Here is a 19,472-nt window from a genome sequence, read left to right as displayed (position 1 = left end):
TAGGCTGGGTAGACGTGAGAAGCGAGTACGACACCCACCCCCCCCCCCCCCCACCCCACCCCCCACCCCCCCCCCCCCCCTCCCCCCCTCTCCCCCCCCCCCCCCCCCCCCCCCCCCCCCCCCCCCGGCCGTCGGTTGACGGTGCAGGGATCCCCGTGGCGGAGCCACCGGGGCGGGACGTTACTCGAGGAGCTCCGCGTACGAGCCCATGGCGAGGGCGATGTCCGCCTGGGCCCAGAAGCGGTGGTACGTGAACGAGGGGGCCGCGCCGCCCTTCAGGTAGGCCTCGATCTTCGACCAGGCCGGGTCGTTCTTGTAGAAGGACCTCAGCGAGGTGAAGGTGGACGAGGAGTTGATCGCGTCGCCGTTCGGCATCGTGCCGCTCCAGCCGCTCGGCACGTACACCGTGTCGCCGAAGCGGTTGTAGTCGGCGCGCGTCTCCGGGACGGCGATGCCCAGGCTGTCCTGGTAGTTGTTCCACATGCCGTCCAGCAGCGCCTCGGCCGTGGACTTCGCCGTCGCGTCACCGGACTTGGCGCCGTAGTACGTCAGCGTCTTGGCGTACGCCGCGGCCACGCCCACGTCGTTGGTGTAGTCGGCGACCGTGACGTGCAGACCGGCGTTGGAGCCGGGGCTCGACGGGTTCCAGGTGTCGGGCTGGCCCGACCACTGGAGCGTGGAGGGGATCCGGTAGGTGCCGTCCGGGTTGATCGTGGTCTTGGACAGCGCCCACTTCACCCACTTGTCGAGGATCGCCTTGGCGGTGGCGTTCCCGGTCTGCTGGTAGTACTCCGCGACCCGCTCCATCGACCAGGCCTGGAAGCCGAACCACTGGTTGGACGGCGGGTCGTGGTAGACGGGCTGCCAGTCGTAGTACATGCCGTAGAAGGTGGAGGTGCCGCTCGGCGGTGTCGCGTACCGGCCCTGCCAGCTGTTGGTGGCGCCGCCCGCGATGGCGCCCTCGGACGACTGCAGCCACTGGTAGAACTCCAGTTGCCGCTGGAGCGACTTCGACCAGTCCGAGGCTCCCGTCGCCGACTTGGGCTTCAGATCGGCGACCGAGCTGAGCGCGTACGCGGCGAGCGGGTTCTGGTAGCCGCCGTGGACGTGGCTGGAACCGATGCGCCAGGCCCAGCCCGCGGAGGTGTCCAGGGCGCCGCCCCAGGCGTAGTACCAGGACAGCAGGTAGTCCGAGGCGTCCTTGCCGGTGCCGGCCGGGCAGGACGAGGCGCCCACGCAGTTGCCGATCTTCTTGAAGTACTTGTCGTACATCGCGTAGCGCAGGTAGTCGCCCATCTTCGCGGCCTTGCCCACGGTCGCGGAGACGTCACCGCCCTTGCCCTGCTGCTTGGCCCACACGTCGGCCCAGTACGCGGCCTGCACGGCGCGGGCGTCGGCGTCCGGGGCGTCGGTGAACTTCCACTGCCTGGAGTACGACGAGTCCCCGGTGAACAGGTCCAGGTAGCCGTTCTTCCCGCCGTACTTGAACGAGTCGCAGGTCGGCTGAGGCACCGTCTCCCACACGGACTCCTGCGGACCGCGCTGGAAGGTGTTGATGTACGACGGTCCGGTGGCCGTCGGGCCCGCCTCGCACTTGCCCGGCTCGTTGCCGTACCCGTACACGTTGTCGACGTCCTGCAGCCAGTGCATGCCGTAGACGTCGTCCGTGCCGTACGCGCTCTTCAGCTCGCCCGCGATGGGGTCCGAGCCGACGGAGACCGACGTGTCGAGCTTGGCCGGGTACTCGTTCGGGGTGTCCAGCTCGGGCGCGTACGTCGCGGGCTTGGAGGCGTTGTAGAAGGAGTTGGCCGGCTGGTCGGCGTGCGTCGGGATCATGTACTTCTCCATCAGGTCCCAGGCGCCGTTGAACTTGGACCAGTCGCCCGTCACCTTGCCGTACATGGCCTGCAGCCACAGCAGATAGCTGTACGCCTCCGACGTCGTCTCATGGCCCTGGTCCGGCGCCTCGACGATCAGCGTCTCCACCGAGTGGTAGGGGATGCCCTCAGGGGAGAAGTAGCCGTTCGCCGGGTTGGTGATCTTGCCGTAGAGGTCCAGGAAGCGGGCGTCGTAGGTCTTCGTGGCCGCCAGTTCCGTGACGTCGACCGTGGCCTTGGCGTAGCCGGTGGCGGAGGCCGTGAAGGTGGCCGTCCCCGTGCCGGAGGCGTCCGCCGTGATCGTCACCGTCTGGGCCGTGTTCCAGTTGGACGGCGTGAAGGTGAGCGAGGAGCCGCCGGTGACGGACAGGCCCGAGTTGCCCGACGTGCGGGCGACGGACACCGTCACGTTCGCGCTCGGCTGCTTGGACAGCGTGACGCCGAACGTCCCCGTCCTGCCCTGCTGGACGCCGAGCTGGGTCGGCGAGGCCACCACGGCGGGACCCGAGGCGACCGTGATGCCGACCGGCGTGGACTCCGCCGACGCGCCCAGGCTGTCGTACGCCTTGGCCACCAGGGAATGACTGCCCACGGACAAGTTGGAGACCGAAAGCGTGTACGGCGCGCTCGTGTCGGTCCCCAGCAGCGTGGTGTCGTCGTAGAACTCCACCTTGCCGATCGTCGCGTTGTCGGCCGCCGCCGCGGTGGCCGCGAGCGGAACCGCGTCGCCCTGGGTGTACACCGAGCCGGCGGCCGGGCTGGTCAGTACCGTGACCGGCGGCTGGTGCGCGCCCGTGCAGGACGTGCCGTTGATCGCGAAGTTCGTCGGCGCGGCGTTCGTGCCGCTGTACGTGAACTGGGCGCCGGTGTTCACCGCGGCCCCGGCGGCGATCGTGCCGTTCCAGGAGGCGTTCTTCACCGTGATCGACTTGCCGGACTGGGACCAGGTGCCGCTCCAGCCGCTGGTCAGCGTCTGGTTGCCCGTGTACGCGTACGTCAGCGTCCATCCGTTGACGGCGTCGGTGCCCCGGTTGGTGATGGTGAGGTCCGCGGTGAAGCCGGAGCCCCAGTCGTTGGTCTTGTAGTCCACGCTGCACTGGACTGCCGCCGCATGGGCGGAAGTCGTGCCGTTCGCGAGCATCGTCACGGGGAGTGCGAGGGCCGCCAGGACGGCGGTCCAGAGCCGCCGCGCACCGCGGCGTCTCCGTCTGGGTGTCATGGGCTGGTTCCTCCTTGCGGCTCGGTGCCGAGGTGGGGGGAGGAGCGACAAGCTGTGAACCAGTGGGAGCGCTCCCATATTGAGCAGAGGGCCTGGAGCGGTCAAGGCGCTTGAAGAGTCGAAAACATTCGACGCGATGCGCTGAAGGAAAGTCAGCGACTCCTCTGTTCTTTGCCGTCACTTGGCGCTACCTTCACCGGCACCAGTGGGAGCGACTCCATCAGTCGACACGTCCGTCCCGGGCGTGCCCGAGCTGCAAGGAATCGCTCATGCGACACCCCCCTCGTTCGGCACTCTTACTCATGGCCGGCGCGGTCGCCGTCGTCGGCAGCGTGGTCGCGCCGGTGGTCACGGCGTCCGGCGCTGCTCCCGCCTGCACGGTGGAGTACTCGGTCACCGGCCAGTGGAGCAGCGGCTTCCAGGGCGCCGTGGAGATCACCAACAACGGCGCGGCCGTGAACGGCTGGGACCTCACCTTCGACTTCGCGGGCGGTCAGAAGGTGACCCAGGGCTGGAACGCCAAGTGGTCCCAGTCCGGTACGACGGTGACCGCGGCCAACGAGAGCTGGAACGGCTCCCTCGCGACCGGTGCGAGCGTCAGCGCCGGGTTCCTCGCCTCCTGGTCGGGGAGCAACGCCGTGCCGACGGTGTTCAGGCTCAACGGCACGACGTGCAACGCGGACCCCGAGCCGACGCCGCCCCCGACCGACCCCCCGGCGGGCGGCACGGCCCCGGCCCTGCACGTCGCGGGTGACAAGCTTCTGGACGCCGCGGGCAGGACCCGCCGGCTGCTCGGCGTGAACCGGTCCGGCGGCGAGTTCATGTGCGTCCAGGGCTACGGCGTCTTCGACGGGCCCGTCGACGACGCGGCGATCAAGGCGATCGCCGACTGGAAGGCGAACGCCGTGCGCATCCCGCTCAACGAGGAGTGCTGGCTGGGCCTTTCCAACGTCAAGCCGCAGTACGCGGGCGCCAACTACGTCAACGCCGTCAAGGACCTGGTCACGCGTGTCGAGGCGCACGGCATGACCCCGATCCTCGACCTGCACTGGACCTACGGCCAGTACACCGGCAACTCGGCGGGCTGCTCCGACGTGCACGCCACCTGTCAGAAGCCGATGCCGGACGCCCAGTACACGCCGTCGTTCTGGTCGTCGGTCGCCGCCACCTTCAAGAACGACCAGGCGGTGGCCTTCGACCTGTTCAACGAGCCCTACCCGGACCGGGCGACGTCCTCCGTCACGGACGCCTGGAAGTGCTGGAAGGACGGCGGCACCTGCCCCGGCATCCCCTACGAGGTCGCCGGCATGCAGGACCTGGTCGACGCGGTGCGCTCCACCGGCGCCGAGAACGTGATCCTGGCCGGCGGGCTCGCGTACTCCAACGACCTCAGCCAGTGGCTGACCTACCGGCCCAGCGACCCGGCGGGAAATCTGGTCGCCGCCTACCACGTCTACAACTTCAACACCTGTGCGAGCGCGAGCTGCTGGAACTCCACGCTCGCCCCGGTCGCGGCCCAGGTGCCGCTGGTGGCTTGGGAGATCGGTGAGAACACCTGCTCGCACGGGTTCGTCGACCAGGTCATGAAGTGGTTCGACGACCGCAGTCTGTCCTACCTGGGCTGGACCTGGAACACCTGGGACTGCTCCTCCGGGCCGTCCCTGATCTCGAACTACGACGGAACGCCCACGTCGTACGGCATCGGGCTGCGCGACCACCTGCGCGCCCTCAACGGATAGTCCACGCAGTCCACGCAGTCCACTCAGTTCAGCAGTTCACGCAGTCCACGCAGTCCACGCAGTTCACGACCAGACAGGAACCCGCACTCATGAGTCGTACCAGAACATCGTTACTGGCCGCCCTGGCCCTCGTCGCCGGCGGGACCGGGACCGCGGTCGTCACCACCACCCCCGCGCACGCCGCCGTGCCCTGCACCGTCGACTACAAGGTGCAGAACCAGTGGGACACCGGCTTCACGGCAGCCGTCACCCTCACCAACAACTCCGCCGCCAAGTCGAGTTGGTCGGTGAAGTGGTCGTACGCCGGCAACCAGAAGGTCACCAGCGGCTGGAACGCGAAGATCAGCCAGAGCGGCGCCGACGTCACCGCGGCCAACGAGAGCTACAACGGCTCCCTGCCGACGGGCGGTTCGGTCAGCTTCGGCTTCAACGGGTCCTACAGCGGCACCAACGCGGTCCCGGCCACCTTCACCCTCGACGGTGTCGCCTGCAACGTCGACGCGGGAGGCGGCAGCGGTGGCGGCGGGGGCGGCGGTGGAGGCGGCGGCACGGGCTCCGGCAGCCGCGTCGACAACCCGTACGCCGGCGCCAAGGTGTACGTGAACCCGGAGTGGTCCGCGCACGCCGCCGCCGAACCGGGCGGCACCCGCGTCTCCAACCAGCCCACCGGCGTCTGGCTGGACCGCATCGCCGCGATCAACGGCGTGAACGGCGGCATGGGCCTGCGCGCCCACCTCGACGAGGCGCTCAAGCAGAAGGGCACCGGCGAGGAGGTCATCCAGCTCGTCGTCTACGACCTGCCGGGACGCGACTGCTCGGCCCTGGCGTCCAACGGTGAGCTGGGCCCGACGGAGATCGACAAGTACAAGACCCAGTTCATCGACCCGATCGCGGCGATCCTCTCCGACCCCAAGTACGCCTCCCTCAGGATCGTCACCACCGTCGAGCTCGACTCGCTGCCGAACCTCATCACCAACACCGGCAGCCGCGCCACGGCCGTCCCTCAGTGCGACACGATGAAGGCCAACGGCAACTACGTGAAGGGCGTCGGCTACGCGCTCGCCAAGCTCGGCGCGATCCCGAACGTCTACAACTACGTGGACGCAGGTCACCACGGCTGGCTCGGCTGGGACGACAACTTCGGCCCCACGGCCGACCTGCTCAAGCAGGCGGCCACCAGCGAGGGCGCGACGGTCGACGACGTGGCGGGCTTCATCACCAACACGGCGAACTACAGCGCCCTGAAGGAGGACAACTTCACCATCGACGACACCGTGAACGGCACGTCGGTGCGCCAGTCCAAGTGGGTGGACTGGAACCGGTACGTCGACGAGCTGTCGTACGCGCAGGCCTTCCGCCAGAAGCTCATCTCGGTCGGCTTCAACTCCGACATCGGCATGCTGATCGACACGTCCCGGAACGGCTGGGGCGGCTCGGCACGGCCCACCGGCCCCGGTCCCAAGACGGACGTGGACGCGTACGTCAACGGCGGTCGCTACGACCGGCGCATCAACGCCGGCAACTGGTGCAACCAGGCGGGCGCCGGCCTCGGCGAACGTCCGCAGGCCAACCCGGCCCCCGGCATCGACGCATACGTGTGGATGAAGCCGCCGGGGGAGTCCGACGGTGCCAGCTCGGCGATCCCGAACGACGAGGGCAAGGGCTTCGACCGGATGTGCGACCCGACGTACACGGGCAATCCGCGGAACAACAACAACATGTCGGGCGCCCTGCCGAACGCACCGCTGTCCGGGCACTGGTTCTCCGCCGAGTTCCAGCAGCTCATGCAGAACGCCTACCCGCCGCTGCCGTGACGCCGTGAGGATCCGCCGGGGTCAGCCCCTCAGGGACAGGCCCCGGCGGATCGCGAACTCCACCGCGGAGTAGTCGCCGTCGGGCCGGTCGAGCCGATACGGCTCCGCGAGGTCCAGCGACGGCTGTGCCATGAAGCGGGGCTTCGTGCCGTGGTTCGGCTGGGCGGCGTGGACGAGGAAGGGGTGGCAGAGATACACGTCACCGGGGCGGCCGGTGGCGTACGCGAGGGGACGGTGGGCGGAGGCCTCGACCAGACGCGGAGCTATCTCCAGGGTCGACACACCCTCCTCACCGTAGGGCTCCAGCAGCCGGGGCACGTCGAGGTGCGAGCCCACGCGGATGCGGGTCGGGGCGTTGTCCTCGGTCACGTCGGAGAACAGGAACAGCATCAGCAGCGCCCGGTCCCGGGACCGCAGGTTGGCGTAGGGCCAGGTCTCGCCCTGAGGGGTGTAGCCCCCGTCGATGTGCCAGCCCGCGTCATCCGGCTCCTCCGCGTGCGGGAAGCGCAGCGGGAAGGCGCCCAGGTGGTAGCGGGGCTCCCAACGGCCCTCACCGACCAGCAGGTCGAACGCCTCATGCAGCGCGGGCGAGTTGGCCGCGGCCCCGAACGGGCCCTTCGCCATGCCGAGCACCCAGTACACCGGGTCCTTCCAGGTGCCGGGGTCCTCGGGGTCGTACCCCGTCTCCTGCCACAGCAGCCGCGCGCAGTCCTCCGCGACCCGCCGCGAGAAGGCGCCCTCGATCTTCACGAACCCGTCCTCGAGGAAACGCCCCACCATCTCGTCCTCCATGGGGTCATCGTCGGCGAGCGACCGGCCGGGACGCATCTGATTTTTTTTGCCGACCCGGCAACACAAGTGGCCCTCTCGCGGTGCGTCGGCGCAGGCTGACGGCACCGAGAAGAGAGGGTGACCACCATGGCGCACGAGCACCACCACCATCACGCCCACGCCGAGGTCGACTGGGCCGCGATGGCCCCGCTGCTGGAGTCGCAGGCCGAACTGCTCACCCCCATGTACCGGCGGATCGCGAACTGGCTGGGCGAGTGCGGTGCGCGGCCGGGGCTGATCGTCGACGCCGGCAGCGGACCGGGAGCCGTCACCTGCGTCCTCGGCGAGGCCTTCCCGGATGCCCGGGTGGTGGCGGCCGACGGCTCCGAGCCGCTGCTGGAACGCGCCCGCGCGCGAGCCGCCCGGCTGGGCATGGCCGACCGTTTCAGCACACTGACCGGTGAACTCCCCGGCTCCCTCGACCAGTTGGAGTACCCGGTGGATCTGCTCTGGGCGAGCCGCAGCCTGCACCACCTCGGCGACCAGCGCGCGGCGCTCGCCGCTTTCGCGGACCGTCTCGCTCCGGGCGGGGTGGTCGCCCTGCTGGAGGGCGGCCTGCCGCCGCGCTCGCTCCCGCGCGACATCGGCATCGGCCGCCCGGGGCTGGAGGCCCGGCTGGACGCGGTGGAGACCGAGCGGTTCACCACGATGCGCGCGGAACTGCCCGGCGCGGTCACGGAGACCGAGGACTGGGCTGCCCTCATGACCTCCGTCGGGCTGAGCGCACCGGTGACCCGTACCTTCCTGTTCGAGCTGCCCGCGCCGCTCTCCGACGAGGCCCGCGCCTGCGTCGTCGCCGAGTTCCAGCGCCGTCGCGACAAGCTCGGGGACGGCCTGGACGTGACGGACCGCGCGACCCTGGACCGCCTCCTGGACCCGGACGACAAGGCGAGCCTGTACCACCGGCGCGATGTCTTCGTACTGGAGGCGCACACGATGCACACGGCCGTCAGGGCGTGACTCGGCACCCTGGTCGGCCCGGCCGGCGCCCTGCCGCGGTGACGCACTGACGCGCGCCGGGTGCCCGGCACCGGGCACCCGGCATGCCGGGATCAGTTGTCCGCGATGAACTGCTTGGCCAGGGACTGGCCGAGGGACACCGCCGCGCTGTGGCTCTCGATCGGCGACACCTGCGAGTTCTTGAACAGGATGTACGTCACGCCGGAGTCCGCGCCGCCGGTCGCCGGGTCGGGGTCGATGCCCAGCGCCTTCGCGGTGGCGTAGGACGCCTCACCGATGATCTTCGTCGGGCCGGTGTCGCCGACGACGGCGTACTCGACCTTGTTGTTGTAGATCACGGCGACCACGCCACCGCCCTTGATGCCGGAGCTGGAGTACTTCCAGATGCTGCTGGCGCTCGGCACGACGACGTACGGGAGCGATTCGGCGCGCAGCGGCTTGCCGTCGGACTGGTGGAACGCGGTGTCGTCCTGGAACCAGGGGTCGGTGTCGCTGTTGCACTTGCCGGTGACCTGACCGTCGCAGTCGACGTCCATGTCGGCCTTCCAGAACACCGCGCCGTTCTTGCCGCACACGGGGACGGTGGCCGAGGTCTCCTCGTCGGTCTTGTACTTGCCGTTCGATATCTGCGAACAGGACGTCACCTTGGCGAGGAGGTCGGCCGCGCTGACCGAGCCTTCCTGAGCGGACCGGGGGGCGGCTCCCGAGGCGTTCGCGGGGAGCGCGGCGGTGGCGAGGAGTGCGGCGCCGGCGGCCGCGGCGAGGGTCAGTGGTCGAGTGCGCACTGTGGGGGACCCTTCTGTTAGGAAAGTTTCCTTACCGGGTGCCGTACAAGGTGGACCCGTCTGCATGCTCGCGTCAAGCCCTGCAACGCGCGGGGGAGCGGCCCCGGTTGGGCGCCGACGACGAAAGCCGCAGCTCGGCCGCGTGAGCGAGGCCGTGCATGGCCGATCGGCCGACGGGTACTCGAAGCGCGTTTTCACGCCTGCCGTGAGGAGTCCGCCGAGTGACGCGAACGGACATCGCCGCCACGCGTCGACGCGCCCCGCGGGTCCCGCGCGGACCTCGCTGGGGTCAGGCGGCCGGTGCCCTGTCGCTGTCCGCGTCACCCGTCTTCATCGCGCTCAGCCGCACCGGCGCGGGCACCGCCTCGGCGTACCGCTGTCTGATCTCGCTGCCGTTCCTGGTGCTGCTGGCCCTCCCCGAGTGGCGCCGCGAAGGCCCACCGCCCCGGCGACAGCTCTGCTACGGGCTGGCCGGCGGGGCGCTGTTCGCCGGGGACACGCTGCTGTGGGCCAAGTCGATCACCGAGGTCGGCGCCGGGCTGTCCACCGTGCTGGTCAATGTGCAGGTCGTGGTGGTGCCGCTGCTCGCCTGGGCGGTGGACCGGGAGCATGTGCCCCGCCGGTTCCTGAGCTGGCTGCCGGTGCTGGTCGTGGGGGTCGTCCTGACCGGCGGGCTGTTCGAGAAGGGCGCCGGTGGCAGCGATCCCACCGCGGGCACGGTCCACGCGGTCCTCGCCGCGCTGAGCTACTCGGGCTTTCTCTTCCTGCTGCGCCGCGGGGGCTTCCGGGGGCATGTCCGGACCACGTACACGGTGGTGATCTGCGCGGCGACCGCCGTCTCGGCGGTCGGCGGCGCGGCATGGGGCGTCTTGGACCTCACGCCGTCCTGGACCGCGCTGGGCTGGCTGGCGCTGGTCGCGCTGAGCAGCCAGGTCGTCGGCTGGCTGCTGGTGGCCGTCAACTCCCCACGGCTGCCGAGCCACACCGGAGCGGTCCTGCTCCTGCTCACCCCGGTGGGCGCGCTCGCCCTCGGCGCCCTGGTGCTGGGGGAGCGGCCGACGCCGATGCAGGGGGTCGGTTGCGCGCTGATCCTGGTCAGCGCCTATGCGACGGCACGCGGGGACGCGCACGGCGATGCGCCCCGGGGCCACGGCGACGCGGCCCGGGACCATGGCGACGCGCCCCGGCACCACGGCGACGCGCCCCGCAACCGCCGTGGCGGAGGTCCGGGGCGCGTCGTTCGGTCGCCGGTCAGCCCAGGTCGAACGTCGCCGGGTCGGGACCCAGGCGACGGTCCTCGTTCAGCGCGCTGATTGCCGCCATGTCCTCGGTGTCCAGCGAGAAGTCGAAGACCTCGATGTTCTCCCTGATCCGGGCCGGGGTCACCGACTTCGGGATCACGATGTTGCCGAGCTGGACGTGCCAGCGCAGCACGATCTGGGCCGGGGTACGGCCGTGCTTCTGCGCGATGGCCACGATCGCCGGCACCTCGAGCAGACCCTTGCCCTGGCCGAGCGGCGACCAGGCCTCGGTCGCGATGCCCTGCTCCGCGTGGTACTCGCGGGCGGCGTGCTGCTGCAGGTGCGGGTGCAGCTCGATCTGGTTGACCGCCGGGATGACGGACGTGGCGTCGATCAGCTCCTGAAGGTGCTCCGGAAGGAAGTTGGAGACACCGATCGCCCGGGCGCGGCCGTCCGCGTGGAGCTTCTCGAAGGCCTTGTACGTCTCGACGAACGTGCCCCGGGACGGCAGCGGCCAGTGGATCAGGTACAGGTCCACGTACTCCAGGCCGAGCTTGTCCAGCGACGCGTCGAAGGCGCGCAGCGTGGCGTCGTACCCATGGTCGCTGTTCCAGAGCTTGGTGGTGATGAAGAGGTCCTCGCGGGGGATGCCGGAGGCGGCGACGGCCTTGCCGACGCCCTCCTCGTTGCCGTAGATCGCCGCCGTGTCGATGCTGCGATAACCGGCCTGAAGCGCGGTGGTGACCGCGGTCTCCGCCTCGTCGTCCGGCACCTGCCAGACGCCGAAGCCGAGCTGGGGCATCTCGACGCCGTTGTTCAGGATGATCGGGGGGACCTTGCTGCTCACGAGCTCTCGATCCTTCAGTCGTCGGGTGGTGCTCCTATCGTCAACGATCACCACCCTACGTGCATTCCTGAGCCCCGGGTTCCCCGCGAAGTCTCGACGACAACCACAGATTGGCCGGAAATGGATCCGACCTTATCGGTCCGGACCATTGACCGGGTCACGCCATCCCGCAACTCTGTATCGCGGTACCGAACGCATCACTGAACCTGGTGCATCTATGTGAACCACGCGCCTGCCTGGCCCTGACTGGGCCCACCCCACCCCCCACTCGCTGGAAAGCAGGTACGCAGCCATGAACGAGAAGGCCCACGGGGCCAGCCGACTGGAGCAGAGCATTCGGGAAACATCGGAGGACGCGGCCGGTCAGGTCCCCGACTGACCGGACCATCGGTGCGTCGGCGACCCGGTGACGCGAACTGTTCGCCGCCCCCCGGCAGTTGACGGCGCGCGCGGAGTTCGCGGAGGGGGGCGCGCGGCCGAACGGGGCCTGCTCACACGCCACCGTCCCGCTCCCGGCCCCGGAGGCCGCCGTCATCCGCCGCCCCCGTACACCCGTCCCGCGCCCGTCCCGAGCCCATCCCCGCGCCCGTCCCGAGCCCATCCCCGCGCCCGTCCCGAGCCCATCCCCGCGCCCGTCCCGAGCCCATCCCTGCGCCCATCGAAAGGAAGCGTCATGAGACGACGCCTGCGAGCCGCACTGACGGCGGGCGCGCTCGCCACCGCCGGGCTGACCGGGCTGGCGGCCACCGCACCGGCCGCCCCGGCTCCGGTACCCCACGCCACGCGCCCCGTCGCCGCCCCGGACTGGTCGGTCGCGGTCGTGGACTCGACCACGTCCCGTTACACGCCGAGCACGATCGGCGGCTGGTCCTACCCGGTCGGCCTGTACCTGTACGGCCAGTACCTCGTCTACCGGCGCACACACGACGCCCGCTACCTGACGTACATCAAGAGCTATGTCGACCGTTTCGTGAAGAGCGACGGCTCGATCGACCAGAACTTCGACAGCCTCGACAGCATGCAGGCCGGCCGTTTGCTCGTGCTCCTGCACCACGAGACCGGTCAGGACCGCTACCGCACCGCCGCCCGGAAGATCCGCGACCGGCTGAACACCTATCCCCGCACCTCGGACGGCGGTTTCTGGCACGCCGACACCGGCAGCCGGGCGCACCAGCTCTGGGCGGACGGCGCCTACATGGTGAACCCGTTCCTCGTCGAGTACGGCGAGGAGTTCGGCGACAGCGCGTACACCGACGACGAGGCGGCCAAGCAGCTCTCCGTCTACGGCAGCCATCTGCAGGTCGCCGACGGCCTGCTCAGGCACGCCTACGACGAGTCCAGGAGCGCGGGCTGGGCCGATCCGCAGACCGGGCTCGCCCCCGAGCACTGGTGCCGGGCCGTCGGCTGGTACTCCATGGCGATCGTCGACGTCCTGGACGCCATCCCCGCGAACCAGCCCCGCCGCCCCCGGCTGGTGTCGATCTTCCGCAAGCTGGCCGCGGGCCTGGAGAAGTACCAGGACCCGGCGACCGGGCGCTGGTTCCAGGTGATGGACAAGGGGAGCCGGCCCGACGACTGGACCGAGACCTCCTGCTCCAGCATGTTCACCTACGCCCTGTCGCGCGGTGCCCGACAGGGTTACATCGACCCGCACTACGCCGCCGTCGCGCGCCGCGGCTACCAGGGCGTGCTGGCGAAGCTCACGGTCGGCTCCGACGGCCGCACGCATCTCGCCGACATCTCCATCGGCACCAACGTCGGCGACTACGCGTACTACGTCGGCCGCACCCGGGCCACCGACGACTTCCACGGCCTGGGTGCCTTCCTGATCATGAACGAACAACTGCGAGGTGATTAGTGTCATGAGCACGTCCAGAAGGAGGCTGCTGGGCGCCGCCCTCGGTGGCGCGGCGGCGGTCGCGGCCGGCCTGCCGACCGCTGCCACGGCCCACGCCGCCTCCTGGCGGCAGAAGTGGGCGCCCTCCGCGAGCAGCGAAGGCCTCGGCGCCTTCGAGACGGTCGAGGACGACCGTGCCGACTCGCACCCCGCCGGGCATCCGCACATCTTCGCCACCGGCGACAACTGGCGCTTCAACATGCACATGGTCGACCGCGACACCTCGACCGACCGCCAGCGCCAGGAGGTCACCGGCCTGCGCACGAGCAGCAGCAGCTACCTCAAGTGGACCGAGGGACAGACCTGGCGGGTCACGTACTCGATGTACATCCCGAGCTCGCTGAAGGCGACCACGACCTTCACCCACATCATGCAGATGAAGCAGCCGGGCAACGGCACCTCGCCGATCGTCGTGCAGTCGCTGCGGCGCGTGAACGGCAAGCAGACCATCGAGTTGAAGCTCGCCGTCGACGACATCCTCGTCGGCCGGACCGACCTGGACCCGCTCCACGACAAGTGGACCGACGTCGACTTCCAGATCAAGGTCGGCAACGGCTCGGCGGGTTCGGTCCGCTGGATCCTCAGGTCCGGCGGCTCGACCGTGATCGACGCGTCGAAGACGGGCGTCGACACCTTCCTGGCCGACCGGGTGCGCCCGAAGTGGGGCATCTACCGCTCCCTCGGCGACACCTCCGGGTCCCTGCAGGACACCTACCTCCTGCTCACCAACCTCCGCGGCTACCAACTGGTGTGAGGAGCCGTCACATGAGACCCCCCACTGGTCCACGCAGCCGAGCGACGGCCGTCGTCCTCTTCGTCGTGGCCGTCGTCCTCGGCCTCACCCATCCCGCGGCCCTCGCCGCCCCGCACGCCATCGCCCGCGCCGCCACCGAGTACGACGTGCGCGACTACGGCGCCAAGGGCGACGGCTCCGCCAACGACTCCCCGGCCATCGACAAGGCGATCACGGCGGCCAACTCGGCGGGCGGCGGTACCGTCCGCTTCCCCTCCGGCACCTACAAGTCCAAGAACACCATCCACATGAAGAGCCATGTGACGCTCCGACTCGACAAGGGCGCCACCCTCCAGGGCTCCAGCGCCGACACCTACGACAAGGCCGAGTCCAACCCGTACGACGGCTACCAGGACTACGGGCACAGCCACTTCCACGACGCGATGATCTACGGCGACAAGCTGACCGACATCGGCTTCGTCGGCCAGGGCGTCATCGACGGCGCGGGCAACCTGATCACCGGCAACCCCAAGTCCGGCCAGGCCGACAAGATCATCTCGCTGACCCGGTGCGACGGGCTCAGGATCGGCGACGGTCTCACCCTGCGCCGGGGCGGCCACTTCGCGGCCCTCATCAACGGCTGCAAGAACGTGACCTCCGACCACCTGACCATCGACACCGCGAGCGACCGCGACGGCTGGAACGTCATCTCCACCACCGACGTCACGATCACCAACGCCACCATCCACGCCAACGACGACGCCCTGGTCTTCAAGAGCGACTACGCGCTCGGCGCCAAGCTGCCCAACGGCCATGTGCGGGTGAGCGATTCGACGCTCGGGGCCAAGTGCTGCAACGCCCTGATGTTCGGCTCGGAGACCTGCGGCGACTTCTCGGACTACCGGTTCGAGAAGATACGGATCGACGGCGCCGACAAGTCCGGCCTCGGCATGGTCTCCATGGACGGCTCGAAGATCTCCGACGTCCACTACCGCGACATCACGATGACCAACGTCCACTCGCCGATCATGCAGAAGATCGGCACGCGCAAGCGATGCGGGAACAGTCCCGGCGTCGGGTCGATCAGCGACGTCACGTACGACCACATCACGGCCACCGGCAACAGCCCGTCCTTCAGCCCGACCCTGTGGGGCGAGAGCGGCCACCGCATCAACGGCGTGACTTTCACCGACGTCAACATCACGGTCCCCGGCGGCAACGGCACCATGTCCACCGGCGTGCCGAGCAACGACCCGACCGACTACAACCCCAAGAGCATCGGCACCCGCCCGGCCTACGGCTGGTATCTGCACAACGCGGACAACGTCCAGTTCACGGACAGCTCGGTGAAGTTCGCCTCGAACGACGGCAGGCCCGCGTTCATCGCCGACGCGGCCGACGGCATCCGGCTCACCCGCTTCACCGCGCAGAAGGGCGGCGGCTCCCCGTTCGACGTGGGCTTCCAGGACGTCACCGACGCCTGCGTGACGGACAGCCACAACACGTCCGGCGGCGCTCTGCGGGTCTCGGGAAGCCAGGACTGCGGCAGTACGGCCGTCAAACCGCTCGACCTGCAGAACCCCCGTCAGGACTTCCTGCGCGCGTCCGTCGGCGGGCTCTTCCTGCACTGGGGCCTGCGCACCGCGCCGGCCCACACAAGCTGCACCGCCTGGGAGAACGACGTGACCAGCGGCGGCTGGAGCCCGGACTACTGGGTGAACGAGGCGCAGAAGCTGCACACCCAGTACCTGGTCCTCGCCACCTTCCACAGCCGCCTCGGCTACGCCCGCCCCTGGCCGTCGAAGATCCCCGGCTCCTGCTCCACCAAGCGGGACTTCCTCGGCGAGCTGATCACCGCCGCCAAGACCAAGGGCATGAAGGTCATCCTCTACATGACCAACGACCCGCAGTGGCACGACGAGGGCGGCCACGAGTGGCTCGACTCGGCCGCCTACTCCGCCTACAAGGGCGAGAACGTCGACCTGACCACCACCGACGGCTTCGGGCGGTTCAGTTACGACAACTTCTTCGAGGTCATGGAACGCTACCCCGACCTCGGCGGCTTCTGGATCGACAACGACAACCCGTACTGGGAGAGCCACAACCTCTACCAGCAGATCTACGACAAGCGCCCGAACTACACGCTCAGCAACAACAACGAAGACACGCCGATCATGGACATGATCAGCAATGAGCAGAAGACCGGGATGACCCCGGCCTACGACTACCCGCAGGCGGTCTACACCGCCCAGCCCCGCCTGACCGAGGCCGACTTCAAGCTGCCCTCGACCGGCGCCTGGTGGTACGACGGCTCCGACCCCTCCGTCGACCGCATGCTCACCCTCGGCCGCCTCATCACCAACGCCGGGTCCTCGGTGAAGGCGCTGATGGCCGAGACGGCCCAGGTCAACGGCAAGTTCCCGTCGAACCAGGCCTCCTTCAACAACTTCGCTAACTCCTACCTGGGCCCCATCTGGGAGTCCCTGCACGGCACCGAGGGCGGCGGCTACATGTACGGCGGCCTCAAGCCCGGCTTCTGGAACGACGGCGCCCACGGCGTGACGACCATCGCCAAGGACGACCCGAACCGGCAGTACATCCACGTCCTGACCCCGCCCAGCACCAGCACCCTGCGCGTCCGGGACAACGGCTACCGCATCGCCTCCGTCACCGACCTCCGTACCGGAAAGGCGGTTTCGTGGTCGCAGTCCGGGGGTGTGCTGACCCTGTCCGGGCTCGGTGACTGGGACCCGTACGACACCGTCTTCAAGGTGACCACCGCCGGCCGCGAGGGCATCCTCACCGGCGTCAAGGTCAGCGCGAGCGCCTCCGCGAGCGGACACGCCGCGTCGGCGGCCGGCGACGGCGACTACCTCACCTACTGGGACGACAACAAGACCCTGCCGGTGAACCTCACCTTCGACCTCGGCTCGGCCAAGAAGGTGCAGTACATCGGGCTCAACCAACGCGAGGACTCCGTGGCCTACGCCCGCTCGGACACCGAGCAGTCGGCGCGCATCAAGGACTACAAGGTGTACCTGAGCAACGACGGCCGGACGTGGGGGAGCGCGGTCAAGACCGGGCAACTGCCGAGCCGCCGGGGAGTCCAGGGCATCGACCTGACAGCCGCCAACGCACGTTACGTCCGTCTCGAGGTCGACACCACCTGGGCCGCCTCCAGCGACTCGGCCCGCTACAAGCGCCTGCGGATCGACGAGGCGTGGATCGGCACGTCGTACGCGACACCCGTGAACGGGGGACAGTCATGATCCGTGTCAGATCGCTCACGGCCGCGGCGGCCGGTCTGCTCGTCACGGCCGCCGTGCCGCTGGCAGGCGTCACCGCCCACCCGGCGGCCGCCTCCGACAACGGTCAGTCCGTCCGGCCCGCCATGGGCTGGTCGAGCTGGAGCTTCGTGCGCCGCACGCCGACCGAGGCGAAGATCAAGGCGCAGGCCGACGCACTGGTCTCCAGTGGCCTGAAGGACCACGGCTTCGTCTACGTCAACCTCGACGACTTCTGGCAGAAGTGCGACGACAACGGCTTCACCGTCGACGACTACGGCCGCTGGGCCGTCGACACGGCCAAGTTCCCGCACGGCATCAAGGGGCTGGCCGACTACGTCCACTCCAAGGGCCTGAAGTTCGGCTTCTACGTCACCCCGGGCATCGCGAAGAACGCCGTCACCGAGAACACGCCGATCGAAGGGACCTCGTACCACGCGAAGGACATCGCGGACACGTCCAAGACCGAGAAGAACTACAACTGCAAGAACATGTACTCCATCGACTACTCCAAGCCGGGCGCGCAGGAGTTCGTCAATTCCTGGGCGAAGCAGTTCGCGTCCTGGGGAGTCGACTACCTGAAGATCGACGGGGTGGGCAGCGCCGACATCCCCGACGTCCAGGCCTGGGACAAGGCGCTGCGGGCGAGCGGACGGCCCGTCAACTTCGCACTCTCCAACAACCTGCCCATCGCCGACGCCGCCACCTGGCGGAAACTGGCGAACAGTTGGCGCACCCAGGGCGACGTGGAGTGCTACTGCGGACCGGGGAGCAACGGCAGCGGCTACCCGCTGACCGACTGGTCCCACGTCTCCAAGCGGTTCGACTCGGCCGCCTCCTGGCAGCCGTACGCCGGGCCCGGCGGCTGGAACGACCTGGACTCGCTGGAGATCGGCAACGGCGACCAGGTGGGCCTGACGGCGGACCAGCGCCGTTCGCACTTCACGCTCTGGGCGATGGCCGCGGCCCCGTTGCTGCTCGGCACCGATCTCACACAACTCGACTCCGCCGACAAGGCGATGCTGACCAACGACCGGCTGATCGGGGTGGACCAGGACGGGGTCGCCGCGAAGCGGATCGTCGACAGCGGTGTCAAACAGGTCTGGAGCAAGAAGGAGAGCGACGGACAGTACGTCGTCGCGCTCTTCAACACCGGCACGTCGGGCAACGCCACCGTGAGCGTGAACTGGTCGCAGGTCGGCTTCAGCGGCTCCGGTGACGTCACCGACCTCTGGTCCGGCTCCCACAAGGGCGTGATCGCGAACTCGTACAGCGCGACCCTGCGTCCGGGCGAGACCCGGCTGATCCGGGTCAAGCCCGTCAACTCCCTGAGCACGACCGCGGCTTCCCCCGGATTCGCCGTGGCCCCATACGAGTACCTCGGCTGGGGCAACCCTCAGAACCCCACGTCCGTCATGTCCGCGACCGGCGTCAAGTGGTTCACCCTCGCCTTCATCCTCTCCGACGGCACCTGCAACCCGAAGTGGGACGGCTCGCGCCCGCTGACCGGAGGCGGCGACCAGTCGACGATCAACGCGATCAGAGCGGCGGGCGGTGACGTCGTCGTCTCCGTCGGCGGCTGGAGCGGGAACAAGCTCGGCGAGAAGTGCTCCAGCGCCTCCGCGCTCGCCGGCGCCTACCAGAAGGTGATCAACGCCTACAAGCTCAAGGCGCTGGACATCGACATCGAGAACACCGAGTGGTCCAACGCCACCGTGCGGCAGCGGGTCGTCGACGCGCTGAAGACGGTCAAGGCGAACAACCCGGGCCTGAAGACCGTCATCACCTTCGGCACCACCTCAAGCGGTCCCGACTCCACCGGCGTCGACATGATCGAGCGGGCCGCCACCTCCGGTCTGGCGAACGACGTCTGGTGCATCATGCCGTTCGACTTCGGCGGCGGCACCACGAACATGGGCACCCTCACCACCAAGGCCATGGAAGGCCTCAAGGCCCAGGTGAAGTCGGCGTACGGCTACAGCGACGCCACCGCCTACACGCACATCGGGCTGTCGTCGATGAACGGCAGGACCGACGACTCCGGTGAGCGCGTCCGGGTGGCCGACTTCAAGACCATGCTCGCCTACGCCCGGCAGCACCACATCGGGCGGCTCACCTACTGGGCCGTCAACCGCGACCGGGCCTGCGGCTCGGGCACCGACGGCGACTCCTGCAGCGGCGTGACGCAGCAGCCGTACGACTACCTCAAGGTCTTCACCCAGTACACGGGCTGAGGGGAACATCC

General features: G+C 69.2%; 12 protein-coding genes. 8 read left to right on the top strand and 4 right to left on the bottom strand.

Annotated features, from left to right (window positions below; all coding sequences use genetic code 11):
• Window positions 1-180 precede the first annotated feature (180 nt).
• Window positions 181-3,096, bottom strand: coding sequence for a glycoside hydrolase family 48 protein (locus ACZ4SW_RS34370; RefSeq protein WP_468253009.1), 2,916 nt, complete (start codon window positions 3,094-3,096; stop codon window positions 181-183).
• 302 nt (window positions 3,097-3,398) lie between these two features.
• Between ACZ4SW_RS34370 and ACZ4SW_RS34365 the strand changes: the two genes are divergently transcribed.
• Together ACZ4SW_RS34365 and ACZ4SW_RS34360 are read left to right on the top strand one after the other, a co-directional pair.
• Window positions 3,399-4,835, top strand: a complete 1,437-nt coding sequence (locus ACZ4SW_RS34365; protein ID WP_468253008.1) for a cellulase family glycosylhydrolase — start codon at window positions 3,399-3,401, stop codon at window positions 4,833-4,835.
• Between the two features lie 89 nt (window positions 4,836-4,924).
• Window positions 4,925-6,649, top strand: coding sequence for a glycoside hydrolase family 6 protein (locus ACZ4SW_RS34360; RefSeq protein ID WP_468253007.1), 1,725 nt, complete (start codon window positions 4,925-4,927; stop codon window positions 6,647-6,649).
• Window positions 6,650-6,670: 21 nt separating this feature from the next.
• On the opposite strand, the gene ACZ4SW_RS34355 is transcribed toward ACZ4SW_RS34360, so the two are convergent.
• Window positions 6,671-7,441, bottom strand: a complete 771-nt coding sequence (locus ACZ4SW_RS34355) for a phytanoyl-CoA dioxygenase family protein (protein WP_468253006.1) — start codon at window positions 7,439-7,441, stop codon at window positions 6,671-6,673.
• A gap of 126 nt (window positions 7,442-7,567) precedes the next feature.
• Between ACZ4SW_RS34355 and ACZ4SW_RS34350 the strand changes: the two genes are divergently transcribed.
• On the top strand, window positions 7,568-8,440 hold the full coding sequence (locus ACZ4SW_RS34350) for a class I SAM-dependent methyltransferase (protein ID WP_468253012.1): 873 nt from the start codon (window positions 7,568-7,570) through the stop codon (window positions 8,438-8,440).
• A 92-nt stretch (window positions 8,441-8,532) separates the two neighbouring features.
• On the opposite strand, the gene ACZ4SW_RS34345 is transcribed toward ACZ4SW_RS34350, so the two are convergent.
• On the bottom strand, window positions 8,533-9,225 hold the full coding sequence (locus ACZ4SW_RS34345) for a glycoside hydrolase family 75 protein (protein ID WP_468253005.1): 693 nt from the start codon (window positions 9,223-9,225) through the stop codon (window positions 8,533-8,535).
• Between the two features lie 221 nt (window positions 9,226-9,446).
• Here ACZ4SW_RS34345 and ACZ4SW_RS34340 point away from each other — a divergent pair, with 221 nt between their 5' ends.
• Window positions 9,447-10,538: a DMT family transporter gene (locus ACZ4SW_RS34340; protein WP_468253004.1), complete on the top strand. Its 1,092-nt coding sequence runs from the start codon at window positions 9,447-9,449 to the stop codon at window positions 10,536-10,538.
• Here ACZ4SW_RS34340 and ACZ4SW_RS34335 read toward each other — a convergent pair.
• Window positions 10,477-11,313, bottom strand: a complete 837-nt coding sequence (locus tag ACZ4SW_RS34335; protein WP_468253003.1) for an aldo/keto reductase — start codon at window positions 11,311-11,313, stop codon at window positions 10,477-10,479. The genes ACZ4SW_RS34340 and ACZ4SW_RS34335 overlap by 62 nt on opposite strands.
• Window positions 11,314-11,986: 673 nt before the next feature.
• On the opposite strand from ACZ4SW_RS34335, the gene ACZ4SW_RS34330 reads away from it, so the two are divergent.
• The 4 genes from ACZ4SW_RS34330 to ACZ4SW_RS34315 are packed head-to-tail and all read left to right on the top strand — an operon-like array spanning window position 11,987 to window position 19,461.
• Window positions 11,987-13,171, top strand: coding sequence for a glycoside hydrolase family 88/105 protein (locus ACZ4SW_RS34330; protein ID WP_468253002.1), 1,185 nt, complete (start codon window positions 11,987-11,989; stop codon window positions 13,169-13,171).
• Between the two features lie 4 nt (window positions 13,172-13,175).
• A complete protein-coding gene (locus ACZ4SW_RS34325) occupies window positions 13,176-13,964 on the top strand; it encodes a Tat pathway signal sequence domain protein (protein ID WP_468253001.1) in 789 nt (262 codons plus the stop codon).
• Window positions 13,965-13,975: 11 nt separating this feature from the next.
• Window positions 13,976-17,212, top strand: a complete 3,237-nt coding sequence (locus tag ACZ4SW_RS34320) for a glycosyl hydrolase family 28 protein (protein WP_468253000.1) — start codon at window positions 13,976-13,978, stop codon at window positions 17,210-17,212.
• Entirely contained in the window at window positions 17,209-19,461 is a 2,253-nt protein-coding gene (locus ACZ4SW_RS34315; protein ID WP_468252999.1) for an alpha-galactosidase, read from the top strand. The genes ACZ4SW_RS34320 and ACZ4SW_RS34315 overlap by 4 nt, the downstream gene beginning before the upstream one ends.
• The last annotated feature ends 11 nt before the right edge of the window (window positions 19,462-19,472 follow it).

This window comes from Streptomyces sp. NPDC028331 (assembly GCF_055565775.1).
Note: the sequence above shows the minus strand (reverse complement) of the source record. Positions and strands in the feature narration are given on the sequence as shown.

Bases quoted from the DNA above. Each gene is read 5' to 3' on its own strand.
- ACZ4SW_RS34370 (WP_468253009.1), bottom strand. From the start codon at position 3,096: ATGACACCCAGACGGAGACGCCGCGGTGCGCGGCGGCTCTGGACCGCC.
- ACZ4SW_RS34365 (WP_468253008.1), top strand. From the start codon at position 3,399: ATGGCCGGCGCGGTCGCCGTCGTCGGCAGCGTGGTCGCGCCGGTGGTC.
- ACZ4SW_RS34350 (WP_468253012.1), top strand. From the start codon at position 7,568: ATGGCGCACGAGCACCACCACCATCACGCCCACGCCGAGGTCGACTGG.
- ACZ4SW_RS34360 (WP_468253007.1), top strand. From the start codon at position 4,925: ATGAGTCGTACCAGAACATCGTTACTGGCCGCCCTGGCCCTCGTCGCC.
- ACZ4SW_RS34355 (WP_468253006.1), bottom strand. From the start codon at position 7,441: ATGGAGGACGAGATGGTGGGGCGTTTCCTCGAGGACGGGTTCGTGAAG.
- ACZ4SW_RS34315 (WP_468252999.1), top strand. From the start codon at position 17,209: ATGATCCGTGTCAGATCGCTCACGGCCGCGGCGGCCGGTCTGCTCGTC.
- ACZ4SW_RS34330 (WP_468253002.1), top strand. From the start codon at position 11,987: ATGAGACGACGCCTGCGAGCCGCACTGACGGCGGGCGCGCTCGCCACC.
- ACZ4SW_RS34320 (WP_468253000.1), top strand. From the start codon at position 13,976: ATGAGACCCCCCACTGGTCCACGCAGCCGAGCGACGGCCGTCGTCCTC.
- ACZ4SW_RS34325 (WP_468253001.1), top strand. From the start codon at position 13,176: ATGAGCACGTCCAGAAGGAGGCTGCTGGGCGCCGCCCTCGGTGGCGCG.